Below are 23101 nucleotides of genomic sequence, written 5' to 3' on the forward strand. Positions count from 1 at the left end.
GTCCACGCCAACGCGAAGGCTCGGATGAGCTCGCTCGATCTCGGCGACTTGCGCGAGCTCGTGCAGCGAGCCGACGAGCTCGGACTCACCGACAAGGCCGACGTGTACGTGGGCGGCGTCTGCCCGAGCACGATCTTCGTCGACCTCGCGGCCGTGAAGACCATCCGGGTCCGCGAGGTGGCCTACGCGAAGCACGAGCCCGCGGGGGAGGTGACCCCTGATGGCTGATGACCGCTGCCCGTCCTGTGACGGATGGATCAACCCCCACACCGGCGAGTGCCGGTGCTCCGACTAACCGAGAGGAACACCCCGATGACTGCCACCACCGCCGACCACGAGGTCTTCAACGACGAGCAGCGTGCTCGGGCCAAGGCGCTCGACACGGCGCGGGGCGTGCTTGTCACGAAGGTCGGCTTCGCGAGCGGCGAGGTCAACGTTCCCGTCGCCGAGATCGTCGACCTCGCCGAGTACATCATTCGCGGCACGCACCCCCTCGACCGGTATGAGGAGACGACCGTCGAGGTCGAGGTCGACGACGTCGAGCGGTGCGAGGGCTGCGCCTCGACCGAGATCGCCGCGCACGACTCCGAGGGCGTGCCTCTGTGCGCCGGCTGCGACAAGGCGAACCGTGCCGAGCAGGTCGAGGAAGAGGCGGCGCGTGCCGACGACTGACCTCGTCGGCGCTCGCGGCGGGTCGGCGGTGACCTCGCAGTCACCGCCGGCCCGCCGGCCGCGACGCGGGCAGAAGCTGGTGATCCCGGCGCAGGCGATGACCTACGTCGTGGTGTGGGACGCGTTCAACGTCGTCAAGGTCGGGCGCGCGTGGAAGCGGTACAGGCTCAAGGGCTTGACCGACACGGGCGGGCGCGTCCTGATCCTGCAGCGCGACACCGAGGACGTCGTCGAGTGGGCGGTGCTGACGATGCTGCGCGCGCACCCCGAGGTCGTCCGGCCGGCGTTCGCGAACGCCGAGGAGGCGCTCGGATTCCTGCCCCACGGCCGCGGGTGGACCGAGTGCTTCGTCTACGCCCCGGGCATGTACGGGGCCGTGCGCGACCTGATCTTCCGAGGACTGGTGAATGGTGACCGAATCCAAGCCCGACGCGCCCGCCACGCAGCCGCCGACGACGTCGAGCGGCCCGTCGCGGCTCTTCACGGACCCGCGGCTCCTGGCACTGCCGGAGCGGACGAGGCTGACGGCGCTCGGGTTGTGGCACCAGCACGTCGACGAGTCGGGGCTCGGCCCGGCGGACCCGACGATGGTGCGCGAGTCGGTGTGGCCGGCGAGCGCGACCGTGACCGACGACGACGTCCTGGACGACGTCGTCGAGCTCGGGGACGCGGGGTGGCTTTCCCTCGTCGACGGGCCCCGCGGGGATGCCCTGCTGCAGCTCGCGGACTGGCCTTCCATCGCACACCCGGTATCAGCACCAACCACTCAACTCGGACATTCGACCCCGGGAGTAGTGGGAGGGAAGGAAGGAAGGGAGAAAGGAGAGGGAGGAGGGCAGGCGCCCCCACCACCGTCCGGACCTGTCCCGCTCTCGACAACCCTCGCCGTCCTCGCCGCGATGCCCGAGCCCTCACCCTTCTGCAGCCAGCACCAGCCCTGGGGGTCCGACGAGAAGTGCGGCCCCTGCGGTGGTGCCCGCAAGCGACACGACCTGTGGTCCCAGGCGAACAAGGAGTCCCGATGAGCACGACCCTGACCACCCACGGCACGCTCAGTGAGCCGCACCTCTGGATCGAGACCACGACCCACGACGACGGCCGGTCCGTGTTCGCCTGCACCGGTTGCCCCGAGACGACGGCCGGATGCCAGGACTGCGCGCGCCCGCTCGTCGACACGTCCCTGCCGATCTGCACACGCTGCCTCGACCGTGCTCGCGACCTGCTCGACGACATCGGCACGTACCTCGCCGAGATGTCGGACGTCGCCAAGGTCGCCGTCGGGCTGCGCGCCGTCCGGTACGACCTCGCCGGCACTCCCTCGGCCGCGAACCCCGACCGGCTCCCGCACGGCCTGGACCCCGCCTACCGCGAGGACGTGTTCCGCTCCGGCCCGTCGTCGATCCGCACCCAGGACGGCGCGCTCGACCTGCTCGAGGCGTGGGTCGACGACTGGGCCGAGAGGTGCGGCGACGGCGAGGGCGCGTGGGACACGCTCGCCTACCTGCGGTCGAAGACGCTGTGGGCCGCCCTCAACCACGCGGCCTGGCCCACCTACCTCGACGAGCTCCGCACCACGCGCGCCGTCGTGCGCCGCCTCGCCGGCCTCGCACCCGAGCGCGAGGCCGCACCGTGCTTCCACTGCGGCGGCGCCGTCGTGCGCGACTGGCACGTCGCCGAAGGGCTGTCCGACGTCGTGCGCTGCACGCGCTGCCGGCGCTCGTGGGCGACCAGGGCGCACCTCGCGCTCGCGGCCCGCTGGCACGTGCACGCACTGCCCGAGGAGCGGCCCGACACCCTCGTCACCGCAGAGCAGGTGCGCACGATCTTCCCCGAGCTGAACCCGTCGACGTGGCGGTCATGGATCCGCCGGGACCGTGAGACCGCGGTGCCGTTCGCCCCGCGCATCCCGGTGCGTGGGCTCGACGACCGTGGCCGCCCGCTGTACGACGTCGGGTCGATCGCGGCGCGCATCGCCGGCGCCCAGGACCGATCGGACGCGCCGGGTGGTGAGGCGCTTCCTCAGGGCCAGCAGCAGGCGCTATAGTCGGTGCAACGCTTCTGAGGTTCTCGCGCGCCTCGAACCCAAGACCGCCCGGTCGAGCATCCCGCTCCCGGGCGGTCTTCGCGTTCCCAGACCTTCCCGCCGCCGCCCGGACCGTGCGACACACATGACCACGGGATCTCGGCACGGGTCACCGGCGGCGGCGGGAGGAACTCATGCGAGGACGGGGCGGTCACGCGTGGCGCGAGCTGGTCCGGGTGCTGTGCCCGCCCGGCTCGTACTGCGAGGTGGAGGAGTGCTACGGCCCGAGCCGCGTCATCCTGTTCGGCCTGCGCCGCGGGCACCCGCTCGGCCCGACGCTCGACCACGTCGTCGAGCTGTGGGAGGGCGGCGACCCGGAGCACCCGGCGAACCTGCGGCCCGCGCACCTGACGTGCAACGTCCGCAAGTCCAACGCGCGCCGCGCCGAGTGGCGAGCGCAGCAAGCCAGGGCCCGGCACTCCCGTGCTCGCCTCGCCGCGGCCGACGAACAACCACGGCGACGTCGCTCCTCGTCCGTGTTCGACGACGACTGACCAACCTCGCCGCGTCCTCGCGATCCCGCGTCGTCCCTGGTCAGCGCCCAGTTTTTTGAGGGATCGCTGCAGCGGAGACCCGCGCGTGTCCGTTTTTCCGCCCACGTTCTCCACTGGGTCTGTAAGGCCCTTCGCAGCGACGAACCCGCAGATCAGCGCGGTGAAAGGGCGTATCTCCCGGCTATCCTCGGCGGCGTATGCCGCGACCGCGGCCTGCTCCGCTCACCGTTGAACCTGGAGTTTGTGTGAGACCTCAAAGTACCGGGCGCTTCATCGCGCTCCTCGCCGCGTTCGTCATGGCCTTCACCCTCGCCGGACCCGCGTCGCCGGCCAACGCTGCCGACTATGTCAAGTACCCGTGGTCCAGCTCGGTCTACTACGTTTACGGCTCGAACGCCGCCGCGTTGTCGTACCAGGATTGGGTTGGGCGAGGAAGCCCGACCCCGACCACGGTCTATCGGATCCCGGGGGATCACACGTATCGCAACGCCAGCAGCCCTGACGAGCTCTTCGTCGCACCGCCCACCGGTGGGCTCCCGACACCCAACCACCATCTGACGCTGGCGGAGTGGAACAAGCGGGGCGGGCCGATCACGAGCCGTATCACGCGCTACTGGAAGTACGCCAACAACGCGACGATCTACCGCACGCAGGGCAACGCGACCTCGCCCCTCTCGTTCGACGGCTGGGTGTGGGACGGGAGCCCGACCCCCGACGTGGTCTAGTTCCGAGTCACACGGCGCAGTGGTGCCTCCTGTTCATCGTTTCGATCTCGACCAAGAACAGGGGGCATCGCTGTGTCGCCCGAACACGACGTCACCAAGAGCAAAGCTGCGGGAACAACCGGCTACCGAAAGGGCTGCCGGTGTCGGGATTGCATCACGACGAACGCGAGCTATCTTCGGGATTGGAGGGAGAGGAAGCGCCAGGCTCTCGTCCCCGAGACCCTCCCCGTTCAGCACTCCGTCATCGATGACTCCCACGTCGGCGGAACCGAGGAGTCGACTCTCGCTGGGCCGGTCGAGCAGGCGCTCGCGGACGATCTCGCGCGCGACGACGGCAAGCCCGAGTTCCTGCGCGCGGTCGCCATCACGGTGGCCCGCTCGCTCGACGGCGCGGTGAAGCTGCACCGGCACGACCTTGTGTCGCCGCTGGCGCAGCGGCTCGTCGACATCGGCGCCCGGCTGTTCCCGCCGAAGCCCGATGGCGGCGCGGAGCTGACCGAGGAGGAGAAGCGCGCGAAGGTGCTCGAGCTGATCCGCGGAGGCGGCGAGGACGGTGCGGCCAGTGGGTCGTGATCGTCCCGAGGCGATCCCGCTCTTCCACACCCCACGAAACCCGAACCGCGAGACGACCGGACGGCAGAAGGCCGGCGTCGCGCGCGCCATGGGTCGCCCGTTCATCCCGTGGCAGCGGGACGTCGCGGACGTGTGGGGCGAGATCGACCCGCACACCGGGACCTACTGGTACGACACGCTCGTCCTGCTGGGCCTGCGCCAGATCGGCAAGACGACGTTCACCGTCGTTGAGGGCACCGAGACGGGCCTGTTCTACCCCGACGCTCTGATCCGCTATACGGCGCAGACGAAGGGCAAGGCGGCCAGCCGCCTCGAGGACGAGTTCTGGAAGATCCTGCACCGGTCACCGCTCGAGATGTTCCTCGACCACAACTACGGCCGGCGCACAAACAAGCCCGGGTGGGACGGGACGACCGGTGAGGAAGCGATCCGGTTCACGACCGGCGCAAAGTGGGAGGTCGAGGCGCTCAAGGAGGATTCGGGCCACGGCCCGAGCCTGACGAAGGGCATCATCGACGAGGCGTTCGCCCACCTCGACGGCCGCGTAGAGCAGGCCATGCGACCGGCGATGCAGACCATCGAGCACGCGCAACTCATCATCGCGTCGGCCGCCGGGCACTCCAAGTCGCTCTACCTGCGCGCTCGCCAGCTCCAGGAAGAGGCGCGCTTCCGCTCGCTCGTCGAACAGTACGGACCGCTCGGCCCGACCCGCGCGCGGGTGTGCTTCGTGCAGTACGCGCTGCCGGCGGACATGGACCCGGACGACCCGGCGTCGTGGTGGCACTGTCACCCCGGCCTGGGGTGGCTCACGACCGAGGCGAAGCTCGCGGCCGCGCACGAGGCCGCGCAGAGCGACCCGTGGGAGTTCTACCGCCCGTACCTCGGGTGGTGGCCCGAGGCGAAGCGTGACGAGTGGGTCATCCCCGAGGCGGCACTGCGCGACTGCGCAGAGCTCGACGAGACCGTCGACTGGTCCGGCTCCCCGGTGTACGGCATCGACGTCGCCCCTGATCGCTCGGTGTCAACGATCGCGATCGCGGCCGCCGCGCCGAACACGCGCGCGTGGGTCGAGGTCCCGCGGCAGGACATCGGCACGGGGTGGATCGTCGGCGCCGCGGAGAAGCTCCGGCTCGAGTTCGGCGGCTCTCTCGTCGTGCTCGACGGGTCCGGCCCCGCCGCGTCCCTCGCGCCGGACCTGCGTAAGGCCGGCTTCGAGGTCGTCGAGCTCGGCGCCCGTGAGGTCAATGCCTCGTGCGGCGCACTGTTCGACGACGTGGTGCAGACGAACCTCACGCACTCCGGCGACCCCGAGCTGTACGCCGCGGTGAAGGCCGCAGTGAAGGCGCCGTCCGGGGACTCCTGGCGGTGGGGCCGCAAGCGCTCGCTCGAGGACATCACCGCCCTGTACGCCGTCACGCTCGCCCGGCACGGGTACGTCACGCACGCCCCACCGGACTACCCCGTCGAGGACAGCCTCGGCTGACAGGAGGGAGGGCACGAGTGCGCGAGATCATCACGACCGTCCTCGAGCTCGTCGGCGGCCTGGCCGTCATCGTCGGCATCACGCTGTGGATCGCGGCGGCGTCCCTGCCACTGGCGCTCGTCGTCGCGGGCGTCCTGCTCGTCGCGTACTCGTGGCTCCTGACGAACCCGACCGCGCTCGCCACGGCGGCCGCGGCGCTCGCGGCGCGGCGCCGCGGCAAGCACTCGCGAGAGGAGGACGGCTGGTGAGCCTGCTCTTCTCGAACATCGAGTCGCGCGCGACCACGCGCGACGCGTTCGGCCTCGGCGCCGGCGAGGTCCTCGTCGACCCGCTGCGCCTGATCCCGTTCTACGCCGCGACGACGGGCATCGCGGACGACGTCGCCGTCACGCCCTGGGCCGGGTACCGGTCCGGCCCGGACGGCATCGGCGTCAAGATGTCGCCCAAGCCGCCGCTGCTCGACGACCCGGGAATCGGCCTGGACTTCATCCCGTGGATGAGCCAAGCCCTGATGTCCGCGCTGATGCACGGCTTCGCGTTCGGGCTCATCGTGACGCGCAAGGCCGGGTGGCCCCACAAGGTCGCATGGGTGAAGCCGTCGAAGGTCCACATCGACGAGACCGGCCCCGTGCCCGTGTTCTCCGTCAACGGCAAGGTCGTGCTCCCCGGCGACTACATCTACGTCCCGGGCCCGACCGTGCCCGGCAGCATCCGGGGCCTGTCGCCCGTCGCACTGTTCCGCCTGCAGCTCGGCAAGAGCAAGCTCGCGCAGAAGTACGCGAGCGAGTTCTTCGACCGCGGCATCATGCCGCCCGGGGTGCTCAAGAACACCGCGCGCACCCTGGACGGCGGCGCCGTGCAGGTCGCGAAGGACCGGTTCAAGGCGGCGGTATCGGGGCGCGACATCTTCGTCACCGGGAACGACTGGGACTGGACGGCGCTCTCGATCCCGAACGACGACGCCGTGTTCCTTGAGACGATCAAGGCGAGCGCGACGGAGATCGCCGCGATCTTCCGCGTCGCGCCCGAGGACATCGGCGGCGAGACCGGCTCGTCGATGACGTACAGCACGGTCGAGCTCAACGAGCTCAAGCGGCAGCGCCGCGCGCTGCTGCCGTGGGTGCGCCGGTTCGAAGAGGCGTTCACGCGCGTCAGCCCGCGCCCGCAGTACGTCAAGGCCAACCTCGACGCGCTCGTCCGCGTTGACCTCACCGCCCGCACGAACGCGCTCGTCGCCCGCCTCAAGGCCGGTATCGACACGCTCCCCGAGGTCCGGATCCTCGAGGACAAGGCACCGCTCACGACCGAGCAGAAGGCCGAGTGGCAGTCCATGTACGGCCCGCGCGCCGGGCAGCCGATCAGCACCGCAGCCGAAGGGGCACCAGCATGAGCACCACCGTGGACATGGAGAGCCGCGTCCTGACGACCACCGGGCCCGTCGAGCTGCGCGCCGGCGGCACGGGCCTCGGGATCCTCGCGGGGTACGCCGCCGTCTTCAACCGCTACTCCCAGAACCTCGGCGGCTTCGTCGAGCAGGTCGACCCGTCCGCGTTCAACAAGAGCCTCGCCGACAACGCGCCCGTCATGGCGCGTGGAAACCACGACGACGCCTACCTGCTGGGCACCACGTGGGGCAACACCCTGCGCCTGTCCGCGGACGGCACCGGGCTGCGCTACGAGGTCGACCTGCCCGACACCACCGTCGGCCGCGACTACAAGGTCCTTGCCGAGCGCGGTGACCTGCGCTGGTCCTCGTTCGCGTTCCGCACGCTCGAGGACGACTGGGGTGTCACCGAGCAGGGCTTCCCGCTGCGCACGCTGCGCAGCGTCGTCCTGATCGACGTCGCGCCCGTCAACAGCCCCGCGTACCTCGACTCCACCGTCGGGCTGCGCTCCCTCGCCCACCGTCTCGGCGTCGACGACGTCGCGGCGCTCGCGGCCGAGGAGGTGCGGGCGAAGCTCGCGCCGACCACCCAGACCCCCGAGACCGCCGCCGAGGCGCGCTCGGAGCAGGGCGACGACGGGCAGCGCGCCACGCACCCGCCGCTCGCTCTGCGACGTCGGCTCCTCGAGCTCGACGCGCAGACGTAGCACCCGGCTCGGGCAGCGGCAGCACCGCACCCGGCACCCCGCACCACCCGCACCACCAGGTCGGCAGCGAGACACGCACCGGCCACCTCGTCATGCCCACCCGCCCCGAGCCGGGGCCCTTCCGAATGGGAGAACACCGTGAGCCACTCGCTCATCAAGACGCTCACCGAGAAGCGTCAGAACCTCTGGGACGAGCAGAAGAAGCTGCTCGACCGGGCCGCCTCGGAGAACCGTGACTTCACGGCCGAGGAGACCCAGCAGTACGAGGCCCGCGACGCGGACCTCACGGCCATGCGCTCGCGCATCGACTCGCTCGTCGAGTCCGAGGCGACGAACAAGGCGATCGAGGACGGGCTGCGCTCGCTCGGCGTCGGCGAGCTCAGCGGGGGCGACCCCAACGAGGAGCTCGGCAAGGTCGACATGAACGCGCAGTTCCGCGAGCTCGCGCAGCGCAAGCGCGACTCGGTGTCGCTCTCGGCGCGCTCCGTCTCCGACGGCATCGCCGAGCTGCGCGCCCTGTCGAAGGGGACCGCGGCGGCTGGCGGCAACACCGTCCCGACGTCGTTCCGGAACACGCTCCTCGAGCACCTGGTCGAGCAGTCGGGCCTGCTGCTCCTCGGCCCGACGATCCTGTCGACGGACTCGGGCGAGGTGTTCGAGATCCCCGTCACGACCTCGCACGGCGCGGCCGCGCTCGTCGCTGAGGCGGGCAACCTCGCGACCGGCTCGACCGACCCGGCGTTCGGCAAGCGCACGCTCGGCGCGTACAAGTACGCGCAGCTCATCACGGTCGCGCGCGAGCTCGTCGAGGACACGGGCGTCGACCTCACGGGGTACCTCGCCCGTGCCGCCGGGCGCAACGTCGGCCTCGCGCTGTCGAACCACCTCATCAACGGCACGGGCTCCGGTCAGCCGACCGGCGTCCTGACGACCGCGACGGCCGGCAAGACCGGTGCGGCCGCGGTCGCCGGCGCGCCGTCCGCGGACGACCTGATCGACCTGCTCTTCTCGGTCATCGCGCCGTACCGCGCCTCGGCCTCGGCGGGGTGGCTGCTCAAGGACTCGTCCCTCGCGGCGGTCCGCAAGCTCAAGGACGGTGCCGGCCGGTACCTCTTCGAGCCTGCGGCCACGTTCGGCGCGCCGGACGTGCTCCTGGGCAAGCCGATCCAGACCGACCCCTACATGCCGGCGATCGCCGCCGGCGCGGAGTCGATCGCGTTCGGTGACTGGTCCGCGTACTTCGTCCGCCTCGCGGGCGGCGTGCGGTTCGAGCGCGACGACTCGTTCGCGTTCGGCACGGACCAGATCACCTTCCGGTGCATCATCCGCGCGGACGGCGTGCTCGCCGACCAGACGGGCGCCATCAAGACCTTCACCGGTGGCGCCGCAGCCTGACGGCTGCTCGGTCGGTGGCGGTACGCGAGGCGAACCCTCGGCCTTCCGCCGCCGACCGGCCCTGGTCCGACCTCGAGCAGCGAGGAGCAAGAGCATGTCCCAGCACATCATGAAGGCGTACATCTCCGGCACCCGGAACGGTGTCGACTGGCCCAAGCCAGGCGAGCCCGCACCCTCCGACCTGACCGACCGGGAGCTGCGGCAGTACGTCGCCTCGGGTCTCGTGAAGGTCGTCGACGACGAGCCCGGCGTCGAGGTTGCCACGATCCCGACCCCGGTCGAGGTCGCCACGGTCCCGACCACGCGGGCGGTGCCCGAGCCGGTCGAGTCGAAGCCCGACCCCGAGCCCGTCGAGCCGAAGCCGGACCCCGAGCCGGTCGAGCCGAAGCCGGACCCCGAGCCGGTCGACGAGTCGGCGAAGGCCGAGGCGCCGAAGGGCCGTCAGCGCCGCTCCGCGGCCGCGGCCGCCGAGCCGAAGGCGGACTGACCGGTGGCTACGGAGCCGGCCTGGCCGATCACCGGTGCGATGGTCGCGGCTGACATGTCGTGGCCGGAGTCGCGCGCTGACGAGCTCGTGCAGTACGCGGCCTCGGCGGTGTCGGCGATCGAGCGCCGGGTCGGCCCGTGGCACGGGCAGCAGCTCACGCACGCGGTCACGGCGGTGACGTCCCGCTCGGCGGTCGTCCTGCCGTGGCCCGTCGTGAGCATCGACACGGTCACGGTCGACGGCGTGGCCGTCACCCCGCTCGCGACGGACCCCGATGCGGGCCTCGTCTACGGGACGTTCGGGCCGGGCCGCGTCGTGGTGACCGCGACGGCGCGCCCGCCCGGCACGGTCCCGGACGAGGTGGTCCTCGCGGGGCAGCGCCTCGCGGCGTTCCTCGCGGGGCCGACGAAGGTCGGGCCGAAGGGGCCCGGGCGTGCCGGCACGAACGAGCGCGACGTCGACGTGCTGCAGGGCTTCGCCCTGCCGCGTCAGGTGTCCGAGCTCATCAAGGACTACGTGCTCCCGGGAGGCTTCGCGTGACGACCGGCGTCGGCATGTACCCCTCGCTCGGCGCCGCGACGTCGAGCGTCAAGCACGCCCTGCACGACCAGATCGCCGCGGCGCTCGCGGCCGCGGACGAGACCGAGGTCGATGTCCGGTTCGGGTTCGTGTGGCCCGCGGAGTGGTTCGACTCGGTCGCTGTCACCGCCGTGCGCGCGACGCCGGGGGAGGGCACCACGAGCCCGCAGCGGCGCCGCGAGATCACGGTCTATGTCGACGTGAGCATCGTCAGCTTCCGCGTGACGGCGGACGACGCCGAGCCGCACGACCGCGCCTACGGGTTGCTCGGGCTGATCGACGAGCACCTGCGCGAGGACCCGACCATGGCCGGCGCGGCGCTGTGGTGCTTCTCGGACGAGCTCACGTCCGACGGCGCGACCGATGAGACCGAGGCCGGGGAAGGCCGTCTGTGCGAGATCGCGGTGACCTACGCGGCTCGCGTGATCGTGACCAGGTGAGGAGAGACCCGGTGCGCAAGTTCAAGAACGTCAGCCCGCTCGGCGCGCTCGAGCTGCCGCTCGTCGGCCGCGTCGTCGCGCTCGGCGAGGTGATCGAGGTGACGCCCGCGCAGGCGGTGCACCTCGCCGGGCAGGCCGACTGGGAGCCGGCCGACCCGAAGCCGAAGCGTCGCCGCCAGGAGGCGCCCGACCAGGACGACGCCGACGGCGTCGTCGACGACGAGCGAGAGGACTAGCCCCATGGGCATCCAGAGCGACTACACGGTCGGGCTCGCCAGCGAGACGACCTACGGCACCTTCACGGCGCCGTCGAGGTTCCTCGAGGCGGACGCGACCCTCAAGGAGTCCGTCGAGACCGCACAGGGCACGGGCATGCGCCCCGGCCTGCGCGTCGCGCGGGCGAACCGCCGAGCGATCGTGAAGCGGTCGTCCGAGGGCGAGATCACCCTCGACGCCCCGACCCGCGGCCTGGGCTACCTGCTCGCCGCGTTCTTCGGCGTCTCCACCATCACGGAGACCGCGACGGACTCGGGCGTGTTCCAGCAGGTGCACACGCTCAAGCGCGAGGACTGGGGCCCGTCCTACACGATCCAGCAGGGCATCCCGCAGTTGGGGTCCTCGACGACCGACGCGTACACCTACCTCGGTGCGCAGTGCTCGACGCTCTCGCTCGAGGCGGCCGCCGACTCGATCGTCGCCGTGACGACCGGGTGGGTCGCGCGCGAGCTCGCGATGGACGAACCCTACGCGGCCCCGTCCTACGCCGCCGAGTTCGACCTGTTCACGTTCGTGCACGGTGGCCTGTACGTCGGCGGGGACGCCTTCACCGCCCCGACAGCCACGGCGCCGGCGTCGGCCGGCACCCCGCTCGCCTCGGTCCGATCCGCCTCCGTCGCGCTCGACAACGGGCTCGACGAGAACGGGTGGAACCTCGGCAACGGCGGCCGGCGCTCGCGGCCGGCGGCGTTCACCGGCGGCAAGGACGACGGCGTGTCCGGGTCGTTCGAGATCGAGTACACCGGGCGCGACCTCACCGACGCCTACCGCGACCAGGAGCAGCTGACGATGCTGCTCAACTTCGAGGGCCCGGCCGAGATCGCGACCGGCGTCAAGCCGCTGCTGCAGATCGCGGTGCCCGCGATCTACCTCGACGGCGACCTGCCGACCGGCAACGGTGGCGACGTCATCACGGTCTCGCACGACTGGACCGGCCTGCAGGGCACCGACCCCGAGCCCGTCTACGCCGTGTACCGGTCGCTGGACACGGCGTACTGATGGCGGGCACGTCGTCGGGCTCGGCCGCTGCGCAGGCCGCGGCCGGGCTCGACTTCGAGCTCGACACGTCCAACCTGCGCGAGGTCCTGGCCGCGGTCAAGGACTTCTCCCCGAAGCTCGCGCGCGAGCTGCGCCGCGAGCTGCGCTCGGTCGGGGACGACATCATCGCCGATCAGCGCCAGCTGCTGACCGCGAATCTGCCCGGCTCGGTCGCGGTGACCGGGACCAAGACGCGGCTCGTGACCCCGAAGGACGGGCGCAAGCCGTACCTGCGGCGCGTGAACGTCTACGAGGAGCGCGAGCGGGTCGCGCGCGACCGCAACCGCGGGATGCGCAAGGCGATCGGCGCCGGGCTCAAGACCCGGGTCGTGACGGGCAAGACCCGCCAGGGCGTGTCCGTGCGCACCGACCGGCGGATCTCGGGACCGATGGCGCAGGCGTGGCAGGCGAAGCGGTTCCGCCACCCCGTGTTCCGCACGGGGGAGTACGTCAACCAGCTCGGCGGGCCTTACTTCTGGGGCCCGGCCGTCGCCGGCCGCGACGCGGCCGCGAAGAAGATCGACGAGGCGATCGCCGCGGCGATCACCGAGATGACCAAGGGAGGCGCCTAGTGCGCATCATCATCGACGGCCAGAGTGTGCGGGCCGTGAACCTCAACGACGCCCCGGGCCGCGCCGTCATCGCGCTGCAGCAGCAGTCCGGGCTCGGGATCGACGACATCGTCGCGATGAACGGCGACAAGACGAAGCAGACGCTCATCACGAAGATCGTCGAGTTCTTGTCCGAGCACAACCGAGGGCGCTTCCTCACCTGGGACGAGATCCTCGACAAGCCGATCCCGCAGATCGAGGCCGAGCCCGGCGACGTCGGCATGCGCGACGCCGAGCCCACCCAGGGCGAGGCCGAGGACCCTACGTCAGCGTCGACGGCTTCCCCGCCGGTCGACGCCGTCGCCGCGCCCAGCGCTCCGGTCGTGACCCGCGCGTCGCTCAGCTCTACCGAGACGAGCGATGGCTCGACGACCAGATCGACGCCCGGCTCCTCGACCTCCTGAGGCTCTTCCCCGGCATGACGCCGCGGGAGGTCCTCGAGCTCCCGTTCCGCCAGTGGGTCGCGATGGCCCTGTCCGTCGACGACGACCGCAAGGCAAAGCGTGAGCGGGCCCGCCATGCCCAGCGCAGCGCCCGCGGCACCGTCGCCCGCGCTCGTCGCAGGTAGCACCGAGAGGAGGCCGCCGTGGCGAACGCGAAGGACTTCGTCGTCAACATCCTCGGCGAGGACAAGACGGCCAAGGCGTGGGAGTCGTTCAAGGCCAACGCCGGGAAGGCTGCCGCGACCGCCGCCGCGGCGTTCGCCGGCAAGGAGATCGGCGAGGCGCTCGCGGCGAACATCGACGCCGCGGCGCTCGAGGACAAGGTCGCGGCGTCCCTCGGCGCGTCCGCGGCCGAGGCCGAGCGGTGGGGCGCGGCCGCGGCCGGGGCGTACCGGGGCGCGTGGGGCGAGTCGATGGACGAAGCCTCAGCCGCGGTCGAGGCCGTCGTGGGGAACATCGGCGGGATGCGCACCGCGGCCGAGACCGACATCCAGGCCGCGACGGAGAAGGCCCTCGCGCTCTCGCAGGCGATGGGTGTCGACGTCGCCGAGTCGACGACCACGGCGGGCATCCTCATCAAGAACGGGCTCGCGAGGGACGCGACCGAGGCGTTCGACCTCATCACGACGTCGCTGCAGCAGATCCCGACGTCGATGCGCGGCGAGGCCCTGGACGCGCTCAACGAGTACAGCGTCAACTTCTCCCAGCTCGGCCTCTCCGGTGACCAGGCCATGGCGATGCTCGTCAACGCCTCGGCCAACGGCGGCATCGCGATCGACAAGACCGGGGACTCCCTCAAGGAGTTCACGATCCGCGCGACCGACATGTCGACCTCGTCGGTGGCCGCCTACGACGCGCTCGGGCTCAACGCGCAGGACATGTCCAACGCGATCCTCGCGGGCGGCGACACGGCCGCTGGCGCGTTCTCGACCATCGTGTCCGGGCTGCAGGGGATCTCCGACCCGGCGACGCAGGCGAACACCGCCATCGCGCTGTTCGGCACACCGATCGAGGACCTCGGTACCGCGCAGATCCCCGCGTTCCTCGACGCGCTCGGTGGCGCGCAGACCGGCCTCGGCGACACCGCCGGCGCCGCGGAGAACATGGCCGCGACCCTGTCGGGCAACCCCAAGGCGCGGGTCGAGGAGCTGCGCCGCGGGTTCGAGGGCTGGAAGCAAGACCTCGTCGGGATGCCCGGCCCGGTCGGCGACATCGCCGTCGGGGTGCAGGCGTTCGGCGGGGACGCGGCCCAGCTCGCGACCACGGTCGGCATGACGGTCATCGCGCTGAACAACATGAAGCTCGCGACCGTCGCGACCACCGTCGCGACGACCGCCGGCAAGGTCGCCACGGCGGCCGCCACGGCCGGTCAGTGGCTCTTCAACGCGGCGATGCGGGCCAACCCTCTCGGACTCGTCCTGACCGCCGTGACGGCCCTCGTGGCGGGCATCGTGTGGTTCTTCACCGAGACCGAGACCGGGCAGAAGATCATCCAAGCCGCGTGGGCCGGGATCAAGATCGCGATCTCCGCCGTCACGGACTGGTGGAACAACACCGCCCTGCCGTTCCTGCAGGCCGGGTGGCAGGCGATCGGGATCATGTTCGAGAAGGGCAAGCAGACCGTCTCGAACGTCATGAGCGCCATCCTCGGCGCGGTGCGCCGCGTGTGGGAGTGGTCCCCGATCGGGCTCGTCGTGACGAACTGGGACGCGATCGTCGGGTTCGTCAGGGGCCTGCCAGGCAAGATCTCCTCGGCCGCCTCGGGCATGTGGGACGGGATCTCCGACGCCTTCCGCGGCGCGCTCAACAAGGTGATCCGCTGGTGGAACGACTTCAAGGTCGAGCTCACCGTCCCGGACAACGCGCTCACGTCCGCGATCGGGCTCGCCGGCAAGGGCTTCACCATCAACACGCCGAACATCCCGATGCTCGCCGACGGCGGCATCGCCACCCGGGCAACCCTCGCCGTCATCGGCGAGGGCCGCGGACCCGAGGCCGTCGTCCCGCTCGACCGCCTCGGCGAGTTCATCTCGAACGTCAACCGGGCGACCGACCGCGACAACGGCGGCCGCGCACCGCTGCACATCGAGCACTTCCACGCAGACGGCATGTCCCCGGCCGACGTCGGCGACGCGTTCGCCTGGGCATCGAGGTAGGGAGAGACCGCGTGACCGAGACGCTCACGACCCTGTCGTCCGTCGCCATCCTCTCGGCGGCGCCCGTGCTCGAGCCGTGGCAGGCCATGCTTGGCACGCTACGGCTCGGGCCGGGCACCGCCTATGAGTGGGCGTCGCTGTCCGGGCTGGACGAGCTGCCGTCGCTGCGCACCTCCGACGAGGCGCGCCCCTGGGCGCACGGCGACTACGCCGGCGACGACTGGGCCGAGGGGCGCGCGATCGCGTGGGAGATCGAGATCGCCGCCGAGCCCGAGCTCGGTGTCACCTACGACCAGGCGCTCGCGGAGCTGCGCCGTGCGATGGTTCCCACGGTGGGGGACCTGATCCCGCTGTGGGCCTACCTCCCGCACCGCGGGGCGCCCGTGCGCTGGGACGTCAAGGTGCGCCGGCACCGGGTCACGACAGACATGCGGTACGAGCTCGGGCTCGCCCTCGCCGAGGCGCAGCTCTACGCCCCGGACCCCGTGGGGTACGGCGACGAGCTCGGCACCTCCACGGGGTTCCCGCTCATGGTCGGCGGCCTCGAGTTCGACCTGTTCACCGACGGCGCCACGGACACCGGGTTCCTCGAGTTCGGGGAGAGCGGCGGCACGGGACGCGTCGCGCTGGCCAACGAGGGCACGGCCGAGTCGTGGCCACGGTTTCGCACCTCGGGCGCGATCGCGGCCGGGTTCGAAATCCTCGAGGTCCCGACCGGGCGCCGACTCCGTTTCGAGGGCGACGTCGCCGCAGGCTCGTCGGTCTCGATCGACGCGGCCACCGGGACCGTGCTCCTGGACGACGTCGCCGACCGCTCCGGTTCCCTCACGGTGCGCGAGTGGTTCCCCGTGCCGGCGAACGGCGGCACGGAGGTCATGTTCCTTCCGCTCGGGTCCCACACGTCAGCATCGCTCGGGGTGACCTGGGCGCCGGCTTGGTGGTGAGGAGGCCCCGTGATCCGCATCGTGTGCGGTGAGCTCGTCACCGGCAAGATCCTCGCCACCGTCCCCACGACCGACAACGGCGGCGCCTGGTCGACCGTGCTCAACGACGCCGGCACCGTCGACGCGACCGTGCCACTGCGCACCCGCGGCGTGCGCGCCCGGCGGGAGCTCCTCGGTTACCTCGAACCCACCCGGTGCTACCTGGCCGCGATCACCGACGACGGCGACGTGCTCGAGGCCGGGCCGATCTGGAAGCACGGCTTCGACGACAACACGGGCCAGCTCAAGGTTGGTGCCGCGGGTCTGATGTCGGTGCTCGACCACCGCGTCGTCGTCAAGGTCCTCGCCGCCGGCGAGCGCGCTCAGACCACGACCCTGTCTTGGTCCGACCTGTCGCTCGCCACGATCGCGAAGCGGCTCATTCAGACCGCGATGAGCCACACCGGGGGATCCCTGCCGCTCGTGCTGCCCGACGACGAGCCCGGCACCGCTGTGCGCAACTATCCCGGCTACGAGCTCGGTGTCGTCGGGGAGCGCGTGCGTCAGCTCATCGAGGTGGCCGGCGGCCCGGACATCGCGCTGCAGCCGCGCCTCGCGGGCGGCGGCACGCGCGTCGAGTGGGTCATGCGTACCGGCACCACCGCCGACCCGCTGCTGCACCAGGGCGGCGACGACTGGGCATGGGACCGCGGCGCTGCCCGCGGCTCCCTCACCAAGCTCTCCGTCGACGTCGACGCGACCGGCGTCGCCCAGCGCACCTGGGCCATCGGTTCCGGGATGGAGACCGCACTCATGATCGGCACCGCCTACGACCCGACCCCGCTTCCTGCCGGGTACCCCCTGCTCGAGGCCACCGGATCGTTCACCTCCGTCCTCGAGCAGGCCACCCTCGACGCCCACGCCGCGGCGCTCGCCGACACCGCGCGCCGACCGTGGCAGACCTGGACGCTCGCCGTGCGTGCCGACGCGGCGCCGCGCCTGGGCACGTACCGGCCGGGGGACTGGGCGCGCGTGCACGTGCCCGCGTCGCACGAGTACCTGCGCGAGGGCCGCTACCGGTCCCGGGTCCTGTCGATGTCGGGCGACCTGTCCCGCTCGGTGAGCGTGAAGCTCGCCCCGACGATGGAGAACCGATGAGCGACGACCAGGGGTGGAAGGGCCGCCCGCCCGAGAACCCGTCCCCGATGGGCCCGATCCTCGAGCGGTTCCGAAAGCTCGAGAACCGGGTCGCCTCCCTCGAGACGTCCGCGCCCCTGCAGTCCGCCACGATCAGCTCGGGCGGCCTGACCGTCAAGGACGGCGGGAACCTCACCGTGCGCGACGGCGGCGGGATCCGCGCCGAGTACGCCGACGGGACCCCCGCCGTCCACTTCGGGCCGCTGTGGACCGACGCGGGGCACGTGCCCGACGGCATCGGCCTACATGTGCAGGCACCAGACACCACCCCAGACGACGAAGTCCGAGGCGGGCCCGACGTCTTCCGCGCCAAGGTGTTTCCCGACGGTGTCACGACGGCCGTCATCATCGGACAGACCGACGTCCCCATCAGCTACCTGTGGGGGTACGTCGACGGCGACCTCTATCTCGAGTCACGCAACGGGTGGGGCACCCTCAAGGGCAAGGACGCGTGGCTCGAGGCGAAAGCCGGGACTGCGACCGTGAAGGGCTCGGCCGGCCTGACGCTCGACTCCGGCGGGCAGGTCCTCATCAAGTCGGCCACGTCGAGAGTCTTCATCGACCACGAGACGACGTCGAACGCGGGCAACTGCTACATCGGCACGACCGGGATCGTCCAGCGATCCACGTCGTCCCTGCGCTACAAGCAGGACGTCGAGGACCTGGCCGTCGACATCGACGACGTGCTCAAGCTGCGCCCGCGCACGTGGCGCGACCGACTCGAGGTCGAAGCCGACCCCGACGCCGGCACCCGCTACGTCGGGTTCATCGCCGAGGAGCTCGACGCCGCCGGCCTCGGGCAGTGGGTCCTGTACGACGACCAGGGGCGCCCCGACGCGATCGCCTACGACCGCCTCACCGCCGCCCTCGTCCCCGTGATCCAAGACCAGCAGCGCCGCCTCGACGACCAGGCGCAGACGCTCGCCGACCTCACCGCCCAGCTCGACGAGCTGCGCGCAATCGTCACCCCCCAGGAGGCATGACATGGCCCTGTTCCGTGGCCTGTTCGTCCGCAAGGACGCGACCCGCGGCACGACCCCGGTCGAAGCACGCAAGGCGCTCGCGGGCCTGCTCGCACCCGCCGGTGCGTTCGGCGCCCGCCCAGGCATCCTGTCCGGCGGCCGCGTCACCGGCGCCGCCGGCTGGGCCTACCAGCTCGGGCCCTCGCACGTCGCCGTCGTGCGCGCGACGGCGGACGGCGTCGTGCTCACGGGCAACGACGGCAACCTGTCGGTCAACACCGACCCCGCGCCGGCCTCCGGTGCACGGATCGACATCGTCTGGATCCGCCACCTCGACATCGACTCCGGCGACGCGACGTCGGACATCGAGGTCGGCGTCGCCAAGGGCGCCGCGTCCGGGTCTCCGGCCGAGCCGTCCCTCCCGGCCGGCGCGCTCGAGCTCGCGCGCGCAACCGTCGGCGCGGGTGCGACGAACACCAACCACGCGAACGTCACGATCACGCAGAGCGGCCTGCGCACCTCCGGTCGCGGGACGCCGGTGCCCGTGCGTGACAAGACCGAGCGCAACGCCTACGCCACGGCGTTCACCGGTGCCGGCGGGATCGTGTCCGCACTGGCGCCCCTGTGGGTGATCCGCGCTGACGCCGGAGAGGGTCGCGAGTTCGAGTACACCGTGGACGGGACGAACTGGCGCGCTGTGCCGTCCGAGCGAGCGGTCAAGATCGCGACGTCGGAGATCTCGGCCGGGTGGGCGCCGACGGCGGGCTCGCAGTACACGCCGTTTCTCCTGCGATCGGGCAACTCGATCACGATGCACGGTGCGCTCTCGCGAAGCAGCGGCGCGGCGGGCAGCCTCCTGACGGTGCGCGAGGGCTTCCGCCCGGGGTCTCCGGGGTCGACCTTCGTCGGGACGACGGCCACGAGCTCGGGCTACATCGGCGCACTGCTCCTCACCGGCAACACGGGGATCCTCTCGCTTCCCTCGGCCTACGGTTCGGGCACCCTGTCCAACACGGCGGTCGTCCCGCTCGTCGCGCACTGGACGTCGCTCGACCCGGTCGACGTCGCCCAGGTGCCCGCGTCGTGACCCCGCCCCCACCCGAGACCCCGTGGTGGGGCTGGGCCCTGGTCGTCGTCGCCCTCGCGCTCATCACGACGGCGGGCACCGTGCTCGCGAACCGGCCGATGCGCAAGAAGCTCGAGGCCGTCGCCGCCGACGCACGCGAGGCGCGTGACCAGACCGCGAACACGCACAAGACGAACCTGCGCGACGACCTCGACTTGCTGCGCGCCGAGGTGCGCCAGGGCTTCGAGGACGTCTCGTCCGAGCAGGGCGAGTTGCGCCGGTCCGTCGGGATCGCGCGCCGCGAGATCCGCGGCGTGCGCAAGGACGTCGGCTCGGTGCAAGAGGACGTCGTCGAGGTCCGCGACGAGACCCGCACCGTGCGCGAGCGCCTCGACGAGCACCTCAACCCCGACACCTGACCCCCATCCAACCCCGGCCCCGGCCGCCTGACGGCGCCCGGGGTTCCGTCATGCCAGGAGGTACCTCATGGCCGGAGAGTCGTTCTTCGGGATCGACCATCCGAACCGCCGGTCCCCGCAGATCGGCAACCCGCGCCGCGGCGGCGCCGAGCCGTCCGGCACGATCGTGATCCACACCGCGGAGTGCGCGGCCGACCTCGTCGGCCCGGACACCTCCGCGGAGGGCGTCGCCCGGTACCTGACCGAGCGCACGACGCCCGGGTCGTACCACCGCATCGTCGACTCCGACACCGTCGTGCGGTACGCCCCGCTCGGATACGAGACCTGGCACTGCCGCTTCACCAACCGGTGGTCGATCGGGATCTCGTTCGCCGTGCAGGCGCACATGTGGGACCGGTACCCGCCCGACTTCGTGACCGCGATCCTGCGCCTCGGCGCCCGCACCACGGCCCAGGCGATCCGCGACCTCAAGACGTACTGGAACGTCGACGTCCCCCTCGTGCGGATCAGCCGCGAGCAGGCGCTCGCGCGCCGGCCCGGGTTCATCGGGCACGGCGAGACCGACCCCGCCCGCCGCTCCGACCCCGGCCCCGCGTTCCCCTGGGCCCGGTTCCTCGACATGGTCCGCGCCCAGCTCACCGGCGTCCCGACCGCACCCGCAGCACCGGCAGCACCCCCGCTGCCCCCGCCCGACAACATGGAGGAGATCCTCATGGGCTACCCGTTCATCATCCGCGGCACCGACCAGGACGCCTGGACGCTCGTCCTGTCGCCCACCAAGCAGGTCAACATCTCGTCCGCCGACGTCAAGGCGCGCCGCGCCGAGATCACCGCCGCCTTCGGTGAGCCGCGCACGGTCGGCGCCGGTCTCGCGGCGAGCATCCGCGCGGAGATCGGCTGATGCGTGCCCGGCGCGCCGCGCTCGCCGCGGCGCGCCGGCTCCCCGCCGTCCTGGCCCTCGGCGCCGCCGCGCTCGCGCTCGGCGTCCTCAGCCTGGCCGTCGTCCTGCACCTCGCTCTCGTCGAGCCCCTGCGAGTGCTCGCCCACCTGATCGGAGCTAGCTCATGACCACAACGTCCACCCAGCAGACCTACCCGGCGCGCGCGTCCTGGCGCACCGCGGCCCAGACCGTCATCTCCGTCATCCTCGTGCTCGGGGTCCTCGCTCCGATCGTCGCAGCGATCCTGTCCGACGAGCTCGGCGCCTACCTGCCGGACGCCTGGCTCGCATGGGTCGTCGCCGCGGGCGCCGTCCTGGCAGCCGTCGCCGCTGCCCTCGCACGCATCATGGCAATCCCCGGCGTCGATGCCTGGCTGCGCCACCTCGGCCTCTCCTCGACACCGAGCGTCGCGCCCGTCGGACCGGACGGCGTCCCCGACGTCACGTCGATCGTCAACACGACGACGCCCGCCGGCTACGAGGTTCCCGAGGTGTCTGCGGCCAAGGACGAGGTCGCCGAAGCGGTGCGCGACCTGCTCGGGTACCACCTCGACGACGTCGAGGCCGTCTACTCGACGCCCCGGGACCCGATCCACGAGGCCGACTTGATCGTCGAGAAGCTCCTCGAGCTTGGCTGGCGGCCGACCGCCTGACCATGTCTGCACGTGATTGCGCCCCCGCTCCTCCCGCGTGGAGGAGCGGGGGCACATCTGTCGCATGAGGCGCGCCACGGGCGGGTACCTTTCTCAGCCATGGGGATCCTGTCGTTGATGCGGAACGCGTGGTACGGGCCAACACACCTGAGGGTGCCTCCCGCCACGGAGATGGACATGTCCCAAGACTGGCTCTTCTCCGGCGTCGTGACGGTGACGGACGTCCAGGAGGCAATCGAACTAGCCGAGAACCTCTACAAGGCCGAGGCGCCGGCGCACGCGCCTCCAGGTGCAGACGTTCTCGTTCGGACGCATTCCGGCACAGGCAACGTCCGATACGGCGCGAAGGTCGCGGATCTAGCCGGAGCGGAGTGGGAGAGCGTCACGTTCGAGGTCGGCTTCGCGGTCGAGATCGCAGAGCCATCCGACGAGTGGAATCGGTACATGTGGTACGACACAATGCGCCTCCATCTTGACGGACACAGCTCGAGCCTCATGTCCCAGCCGCCAGACGGGGGCGGGGCTCCCGCGCCCCGTGAGTCGACGTCGCAACGTGCCCACGCCGCTGCGCTTAAGGCGCTCGTTTCCGGCGTCCGCCGCCGGACGCCGCCGGTTCGTCGAAAGCAGGCAGTCGCAGCTGTTGTCCCGGGAGTGCTGGCGGGCTTGTGGCTTTGGGCGATGCTCGCCTCTTCCCCGGCGCTCGCTGTCTGGTTGTTCTCGGGCGTTCTCGCTGCGTTCGTCGGTGGATCGATCTTCGTGTCCGGGGCGCGCAATCCTCCGACGGCCTACACGATGAGGTACTACCCAGAGCTCAACGGCAGGCTTCTGGTCGATCTAACGCCCCGAGCTGAGATGCTCGCCGCCCGTGCCAGCGGACACCGGGACGCGAAGGTCGTGGCCGTGACCGTCGCTGGCACCTTGCTTGCTGCTGTGCTGACCGCGTACTTCACGGGCCTATGGACACCAGGCCCCTCCAACTGACTCGGTCGAACATGTGTTCGAGTTGGTGCGAGACTGTGTTTGTGGGGGAGAGCGACTGGCCAGGTTGGGTCGAGATTCGTCGCGGCCGGTGGCTCAAGATCCCGCCGCGGCAGTGTCCGGCGTGCGCGTCGGCGTGGGACGTCGTCCGGGACCGTCCGCGGGAGCGGTTCGTCCGGTGCGGGTGCTCGGAGCCGTTCTGGCACACGCTGTGGACGTGTCCGGTGTGCGGGGCGCTCGCCGCGGAGGGGTGCGCCGACGTCGGCCGGTGGCAGAACCACACGACCCCGGTCGGCGCCGACCCCTCGCGGCGGTGGGCAGTCGGCCCGTGGCGGGCTGCTAAGGCGTAAGACCGACGACCGCGGCCCAGACGTATCCGACCACGGTGCAGCTCGTACCGCGCCGACGGCTCCGGGCT

The 23101-nt window shown here is 71.5% G+C and carries 30 protein-coding genes; 29 read left to right on the forward strand and 1 reads right to left on the reverse strand.

What is annotated here, in order from left to right; genetic code table 11:
* Nucleotides 1-24: 24 nt before the first annotated feature.
* Together ACMXGY_RS03670 and ACMXGY_RS03675 are read left to right on the forward strand one after the other, a co-directional pair.
* Nucleotides 25-228 carry a hypothetical protein gene (locus ACMXGY_RS03670; protein ID WP_483775532.1) on the forward strand — a complete coding sequence of 68 codons (204 nt, stop codon included), beginning with the start codon at nucleotides 25-27 and terminating at the stop codon, nucleotides 226-228.
* Nucleotides 229-312: 84 nt separating this feature from the next.
* On the forward strand, nucleotides 313-672 hold the full coding sequence (locus ACMXGY_RS03675; protein WP_483775533.1) for a hypothetical protein: 360 nt from the start codon (nucleotides 313-315) through the stop codon (nucleotides 670-672).
* Nucleotides 673-712: 40 nt separating this feature from the next.
* Here the strand turns inward: ACMXGY_RS03675 and ACMXGY_RS03680 are convergent, their stop codons facing one another.
* Nucleotides 713-1156, reverse strand: a complete 444-nt coding sequence (locus ACMXGY_RS03680; RefSeq protein ID WP_483775534.1) for a hypothetical protein — start codon at nucleotides 1154-1156, stop codon at nucleotides 713-715.
* A 537-nt stretch (nucleotides 1157-1693) separates the two neighbouring features.
* Here ACMXGY_RS03680 and ACMXGY_RS03685 point away from each other — a divergent pair.
* The 27 genes from ACMXGY_RS03685 (at nucleotide 1694) to ACMXGY_RS03815 (ending at nucleotide 22686) form a co-directional block, all read left to right on the forward strand.
* Nucleotides 1694-2716: a hypothetical protein gene (locus tag ACMXGY_RS03685; protein WP_483775535.1), complete on the forward strand. Its 1023-nt coding sequence runs from the start codon at nucleotides 1694-1696 to the stop codon at nucleotides 2714-2716.
* A gap of 173 nt (nucleotides 2717-2889) precedes the next feature.
* Nucleotides 2890-3249, forward strand: coding sequence for a hypothetical protein (locus tag ACMXGY_RS03690; protein WP_483775536.1), 360 nt, complete (start codon nucleotides 2890-2892; stop codon nucleotides 3247-3249).
* Nucleotides 3250-3494: 245 nt separating this feature from the next.
* Nucleotides 3495-3974, forward strand: coding sequence for a hypothetical protein (locus ACMXGY_RS03695; RefSeq protein WP_483775537.1), 480 nt, complete (start codon nucleotides 3495-3497; stop codon nucleotides 3972-3974).
* Nucleotides 3975-4046: 72 nt separating this feature from the next.
* Nucleotides 4047-4547, forward strand: coding sequence for a hypothetical protein (locus ACMXGY_RS03700; protein ID WP_483775538.1), 501 nt, complete (start codon nucleotides 4047-4049; stop codon nucleotides 4545-4547).
* Nucleotides 4537-6030, forward strand: coding sequence for a hypothetical protein (locus ACMXGY_RS03705; RefSeq protein WP_483775539.1), 1494 nt, complete (start codon nucleotides 4537-4539; stop codon nucleotides 6028-6030). Before ACMXGY_RS03700 ends, ACMXGY_RS03705 begins: the two co-directional genes overlap by 11 nt.
* Nucleotides 6031-6047: 17 nt before the next feature.
* On the forward strand, nucleotides 6048-6278 hold the full coding sequence (locus ACMXGY_RS03710; protein ID WP_483775540.1) for a hypothetical protein: 231 nt from the start codon (nucleotides 6048-6050) through the stop codon (nucleotides 6276-6278).
* The gene (locus ACMXGY_RS03715; RefSeq protein ID WP_483775541.1) at nucleotides 6275-7420 is read left to right on the forward strand and encodes a phage portal protein; all 1146 of its coding nucleotides are present in this window, start codon (nucleotides 6275-6277) and stop codon (nucleotides 7418-7420) included. Before ACMXGY_RS03710 ends, ACMXGY_RS03715 begins: the two co-directional genes overlap by 4 nt.
* Nucleotides 7417-8121 carry an HK97 family phage prohead protease gene (locus ACMXGY_RS03720; protein ID WP_483775542.1) on the forward strand — a complete coding sequence of 235 codons (705 nt, stop codon included), beginning with the start codon at nucleotides 7417-7419 and terminating at the stop codon, nucleotides 8119-8121. Before ACMXGY_RS03715 ends, ACMXGY_RS03720 begins: the two co-directional genes overlap by 4 nt.
* Before the next feature lie 138 nt (nucleotides 8122-8259).
* Complete coding sequence (locus tag ACMXGY_RS03725; protein WP_483775543.1) at nucleotides 8260-9516, forward strand: phage major capsid protein; 1257 nt, start codon at nucleotides 8260-8262, stop codon at nucleotides 9514-9516.
* 94 nt (nucleotides 9517-9610) lie between these two features.
* Nucleotides 9611-10003 carry a hypothetical protein gene (locus ACMXGY_RS03730; RefSeq protein WP_483775544.1) on the forward strand — a complete coding sequence of 131 codons (393 nt, stop codon included), beginning with the start codon at nucleotides 9611-9613 and terminating at the stop codon, nucleotides 10001-10003.
* Nucleotides 10004-10006: 3 nt separating this feature from the next.
* The gene (locus ACMXGY_RS03735; RefSeq protein ID WP_483775545.1) at nucleotides 10007-10543 is read left to right on the forward strand and encodes a hypothetical protein; all 537 of its coding nucleotides are present in this window, start codon (nucleotides 10007-10009) and stop codon (nucleotides 10541-10543) included.
* The gene (locus tag ACMXGY_RS03740; RefSeq protein ID WP_483775546.1) at nucleotides 10540-11022 is read left to right on the forward strand and encodes a hypothetical protein; all 483 of its coding nucleotides are present in this window, start codon (nucleotides 10540-10542) and stop codon (nucleotides 11020-11022) included. The genes ACMXGY_RS03735 and ACMXGY_RS03740 overlap by 4 nt, the downstream gene beginning before the upstream one ends.
* 11 nt (nucleotides 11023-11033) lie before the next feature.
* On the forward strand, nucleotides 11034-11258 hold the full coding sequence (locus ACMXGY_RS03745) for a hypothetical protein (RefSeq protein WP_483775547.1): 225 nt from the start codon (nucleotides 11034-11036) through the stop codon (nucleotides 11256-11258).
* A gap of 4 nt (nucleotides 11259-11262) precedes the next feature.
* Nucleotides 11263-12297: a phage tail tube protein gene (locus ACMXGY_RS03750; protein ID WP_483775548.1), complete on the forward strand. Its 1035-nt coding sequence runs from the start codon at nucleotides 11263-11265 to the stop codon at nucleotides 12295-12297.
* The gene (locus tag ACMXGY_RS03755; protein WP_483775549.1) at nucleotides 12297-12908 is read left to right on the forward strand and encodes a hypothetical protein; all 612 of its coding nucleotides are present in this window, start codon (nucleotides 12297-12299) and stop codon (nucleotides 12906-12908) included. Before ACMXGY_RS03750 ends, ACMXGY_RS03755 begins: the two co-directional genes overlap by 1 nt.
* Nucleotides 12908-13351, forward strand: coding sequence for a hypothetical protein (locus tag ACMXGY_RS03760; RefSeq protein WP_483775550.1), 444 nt, complete (start codon nucleotides 12908-12910; stop codon nucleotides 13349-13351). The genes ACMXGY_RS03755 and ACMXGY_RS03760 overlap by 1 nt, the downstream gene beginning before the upstream one ends.
* A gap of 14 nt (nucleotides 13352-13365) precedes the next feature.
* On the forward strand, nucleotides 13366-13515 hold the full coding sequence (locus tag ACMXGY_RS03765) for a hypothetical protein (RefSeq protein WP_483775551.1): 150 nt from the start codon (nucleotides 13366-13368) through the stop codon (nucleotides 13513-13515).
* An 18-nt stretch (nucleotides 13516-13533) separates the two neighbouring features.
* Nucleotides 13534-15546 carry a phage tail tape measure protein gene (locus ACMXGY_RS03770; RefSeq protein ID WP_483775552.1) on the forward strand — a complete coding sequence of 671 codons (2013 nt, stop codon included), beginning with the start codon at nucleotides 13534-13536 and terminating at the stop codon, nucleotides 15544-15546.
* Between the two features lie 11 nt (nucleotides 15547-15557).
* Nucleotides 15558-16490 (forward strand): phage distal tail protein, encoded by a 933-nt coding sequence (locus ACMXGY_RS03775; protein WP_483775553.1) that lies wholly within the window; start codon nucleotides 15558-15560, stop codon nucleotides 16488-16490.
* Between the two features lie 9 nt (nucleotides 16491-16499).
* Nucleotides 16500-17627, forward strand: a complete 1128-nt coding sequence (locus ACMXGY_RS03780; RefSeq protein ID WP_483775554.1) for a hypothetical protein — start codon at nucleotides 16500-16502, stop codon at nucleotides 17625-17627.
* Nucleotides 17624-18649 (forward strand): tail fiber domain-containing protein, encoded by a 1026-nt coding sequence (locus ACMXGY_RS03785; protein ID WP_483775555.1) that lies wholly within the window; start codon nucleotides 17624-17626, stop codon nucleotides 18647-18649. Before ACMXGY_RS03780 ends, ACMXGY_RS03785 begins: the two co-directional genes overlap by 4 nt.
* A gap of 1 nt (nucleotide 18650) precedes the next feature.
* Nucleotides 18651-19715 (forward strand): hypothetical protein, encoded by a 1065-nt coding sequence (locus ACMXGY_RS03790; RefSeq protein WP_483775556.1) that lies wholly within the window; start codon nucleotides 18651-18653, stop codon nucleotides 19713-19715.
* The gene (locus ACMXGY_RS03795) at nucleotides 19712-20113 is read left to right on the forward strand and encodes a DUF2746 domain-containing protein (protein ID WP_483775557.1); all 402 of its coding nucleotides are present in this window, start codon (nucleotides 19712-19714) and stop codon (nucleotides 20111-20113) included. Before ACMXGY_RS03790 ends, ACMXGY_RS03795 begins: the two co-directional genes overlap by 4 nt.
* 67 nt (nucleotides 20114-20180) lie before the next feature.
* Entirely contained in the window at nucleotides 20181-21014 is an 834-nt protein-coding gene (locus ACMXGY_RS03800; protein ID WP_483775558.1) for an N-acetylmuramoyl-L-alanine amidase, read from the forward strand.
* Nucleotides 21014-21181 carry a hypothetical protein gene (locus tag ACMXGY_RS03805; RefSeq protein WP_483775559.1) on the forward strand — a complete coding sequence of 56 codons (168 nt, stop codon included), beginning with the start codon at nucleotides 21014-21016 and terminating at the stop codon, nucleotides 21179-21181. The genes ACMXGY_RS03800 and ACMXGY_RS03805 overlap by 1 nt, the downstream gene beginning before the upstream one ends.
* Nucleotides 21178-21705: a hypothetical protein gene (locus tag ACMXGY_RS03810; protein WP_483775560.1), complete on the forward strand. Its 528-nt coding sequence runs from the start codon at nucleotides 21178-21180 to the stop codon at nucleotides 21703-21705. The genes ACMXGY_RS03805 and ACMXGY_RS03810 overlap by 4 nt, the downstream gene beginning before the upstream one ends.
* A 99-nt stretch (nucleotides 21706-21804) precedes the next feature.
* Nucleotides 21805-22686: a hypothetical protein gene (locus ACMXGY_RS03815; protein WP_483775561.1), complete on the forward strand. Its 882-nt coding sequence runs from the start codon at nucleotides 21805-21807 to the stop codon at nucleotides 22684-22686.
* Nucleotides 22687-23101: the final 415 nt, after the last annotated feature.

Source organism: Cellulosimicrobium sp. G4 BAM 1002 (assembly GCF_057126935.1).

Excerpts from the sequence above, each read along its gene's own strand:
- ACMXGY_RS03670 (WP_483775532.1), top strand. The coding sequence starts at position 25 with ATGAGCTCGCTCGATCTCGGCGACTTGCGCGAGCTCGTGCAGCGAGCC.
- ACMXGY_RS03765 (WP_483775551.1), top strand. The coding sequence starts at position 13,366 with ATGACGCCGCGGGAGGTCCTCGAGCTCCCGTTCCGCCAGTGGGTCGCG.
- ACMXGY_RS03675 (WP_483775533.1), top strand. The coding sequence starts at position 313 with ATGACTGCCACCACCGCCGACCACGAGGTCTTCAACGACGAGCAGCGT.
- ACMXGY_RS03755 (WP_483775549.1), top strand. The coding sequence starts at position 12,297 with ATGGCGGGCACGTCGTCGGGCTCGGCCGCTGCGCAGGCCGCGGCCGGG.
- ACMXGY_RS03790 (WP_483775556.1), top strand. The coding sequence starts at position 18,651 with ATGGCCCTGTTCCGTGGCCTGTTCGTCCGCAAGGACGCGACCCGCGGC.
- ACMXGY_RS03805 (WP_483775559.1), top strand. The coding sequence starts at position 21,014 with ATGCGTGCCCGGCGCGCCGCGCTCGCCGCGGCGCGCCGGCTCCCCGCC.
- ACMXGY_RS03750 (WP_483775548.1), top strand. The coding sequence starts at position 11,263 with ATGGGCATCCAGAGCGACTACACGGTCGGGCTCGCCAGCGAGACGACC.
- ACMXGY_RS03685 (WP_483775535.1), top strand. The coding sequence starts at position 1,694 with ATGAGCACGACCCTGACCACCCACGGCACGCTCAGTGAGCCGCACCTC.
- ACMXGY_RS03690 (WP_483775536.1), top strand. The coding sequence starts at position 2,890 with ATGCGAGGACGGGGCGGTCACGCGTGGCGCGAGCTGGTCCGGGTGCTG.
- ACMXGY_RS03720 (WP_483775542.1), top strand. The coding sequence starts at position 7,417 with ATGAGCACCACCGTGGACATGGAGAGCCGCGTCCTGACGACCACCGGG.
- ACMXGY_RS03815 (WP_483775561.1), top strand. The coding sequence starts at position 21,805 with ATGGGGATCCTGTCGTTGATGCGGAACGCGTGGTACGGGCCAACACAC.
- ACMXGY_RS03785 (WP_483775555.1), top strand. The coding sequence starts at position 17,624 with ATGAGCGACGACCAGGGGTGGAAGGGCCGCCCGCCCGAGAACCCGTCC.
- ACMXGY_RS03810 (WP_483775560.1), top strand. The coding sequence starts at position 21,178 with ATGACCACAACGTCCACCCAGCAGACCTACCCGGCGCGCGCGTCCTGG.
- ACMXGY_RS03730 (WP_483775544.1), top strand. The coding sequence starts at position 9,611 with ATGTCCCAGCACATCATGAAGGCGTACATCTCCGGCACCCGGAACGGT.
- ACMXGY_RS03800 (WP_483775558.1), top strand. The coding sequence starts at position 20,181 with ATGGCCGGAGAGTCGTTCTTCGGGATCGACCATCCGAACCGCCGGTCC.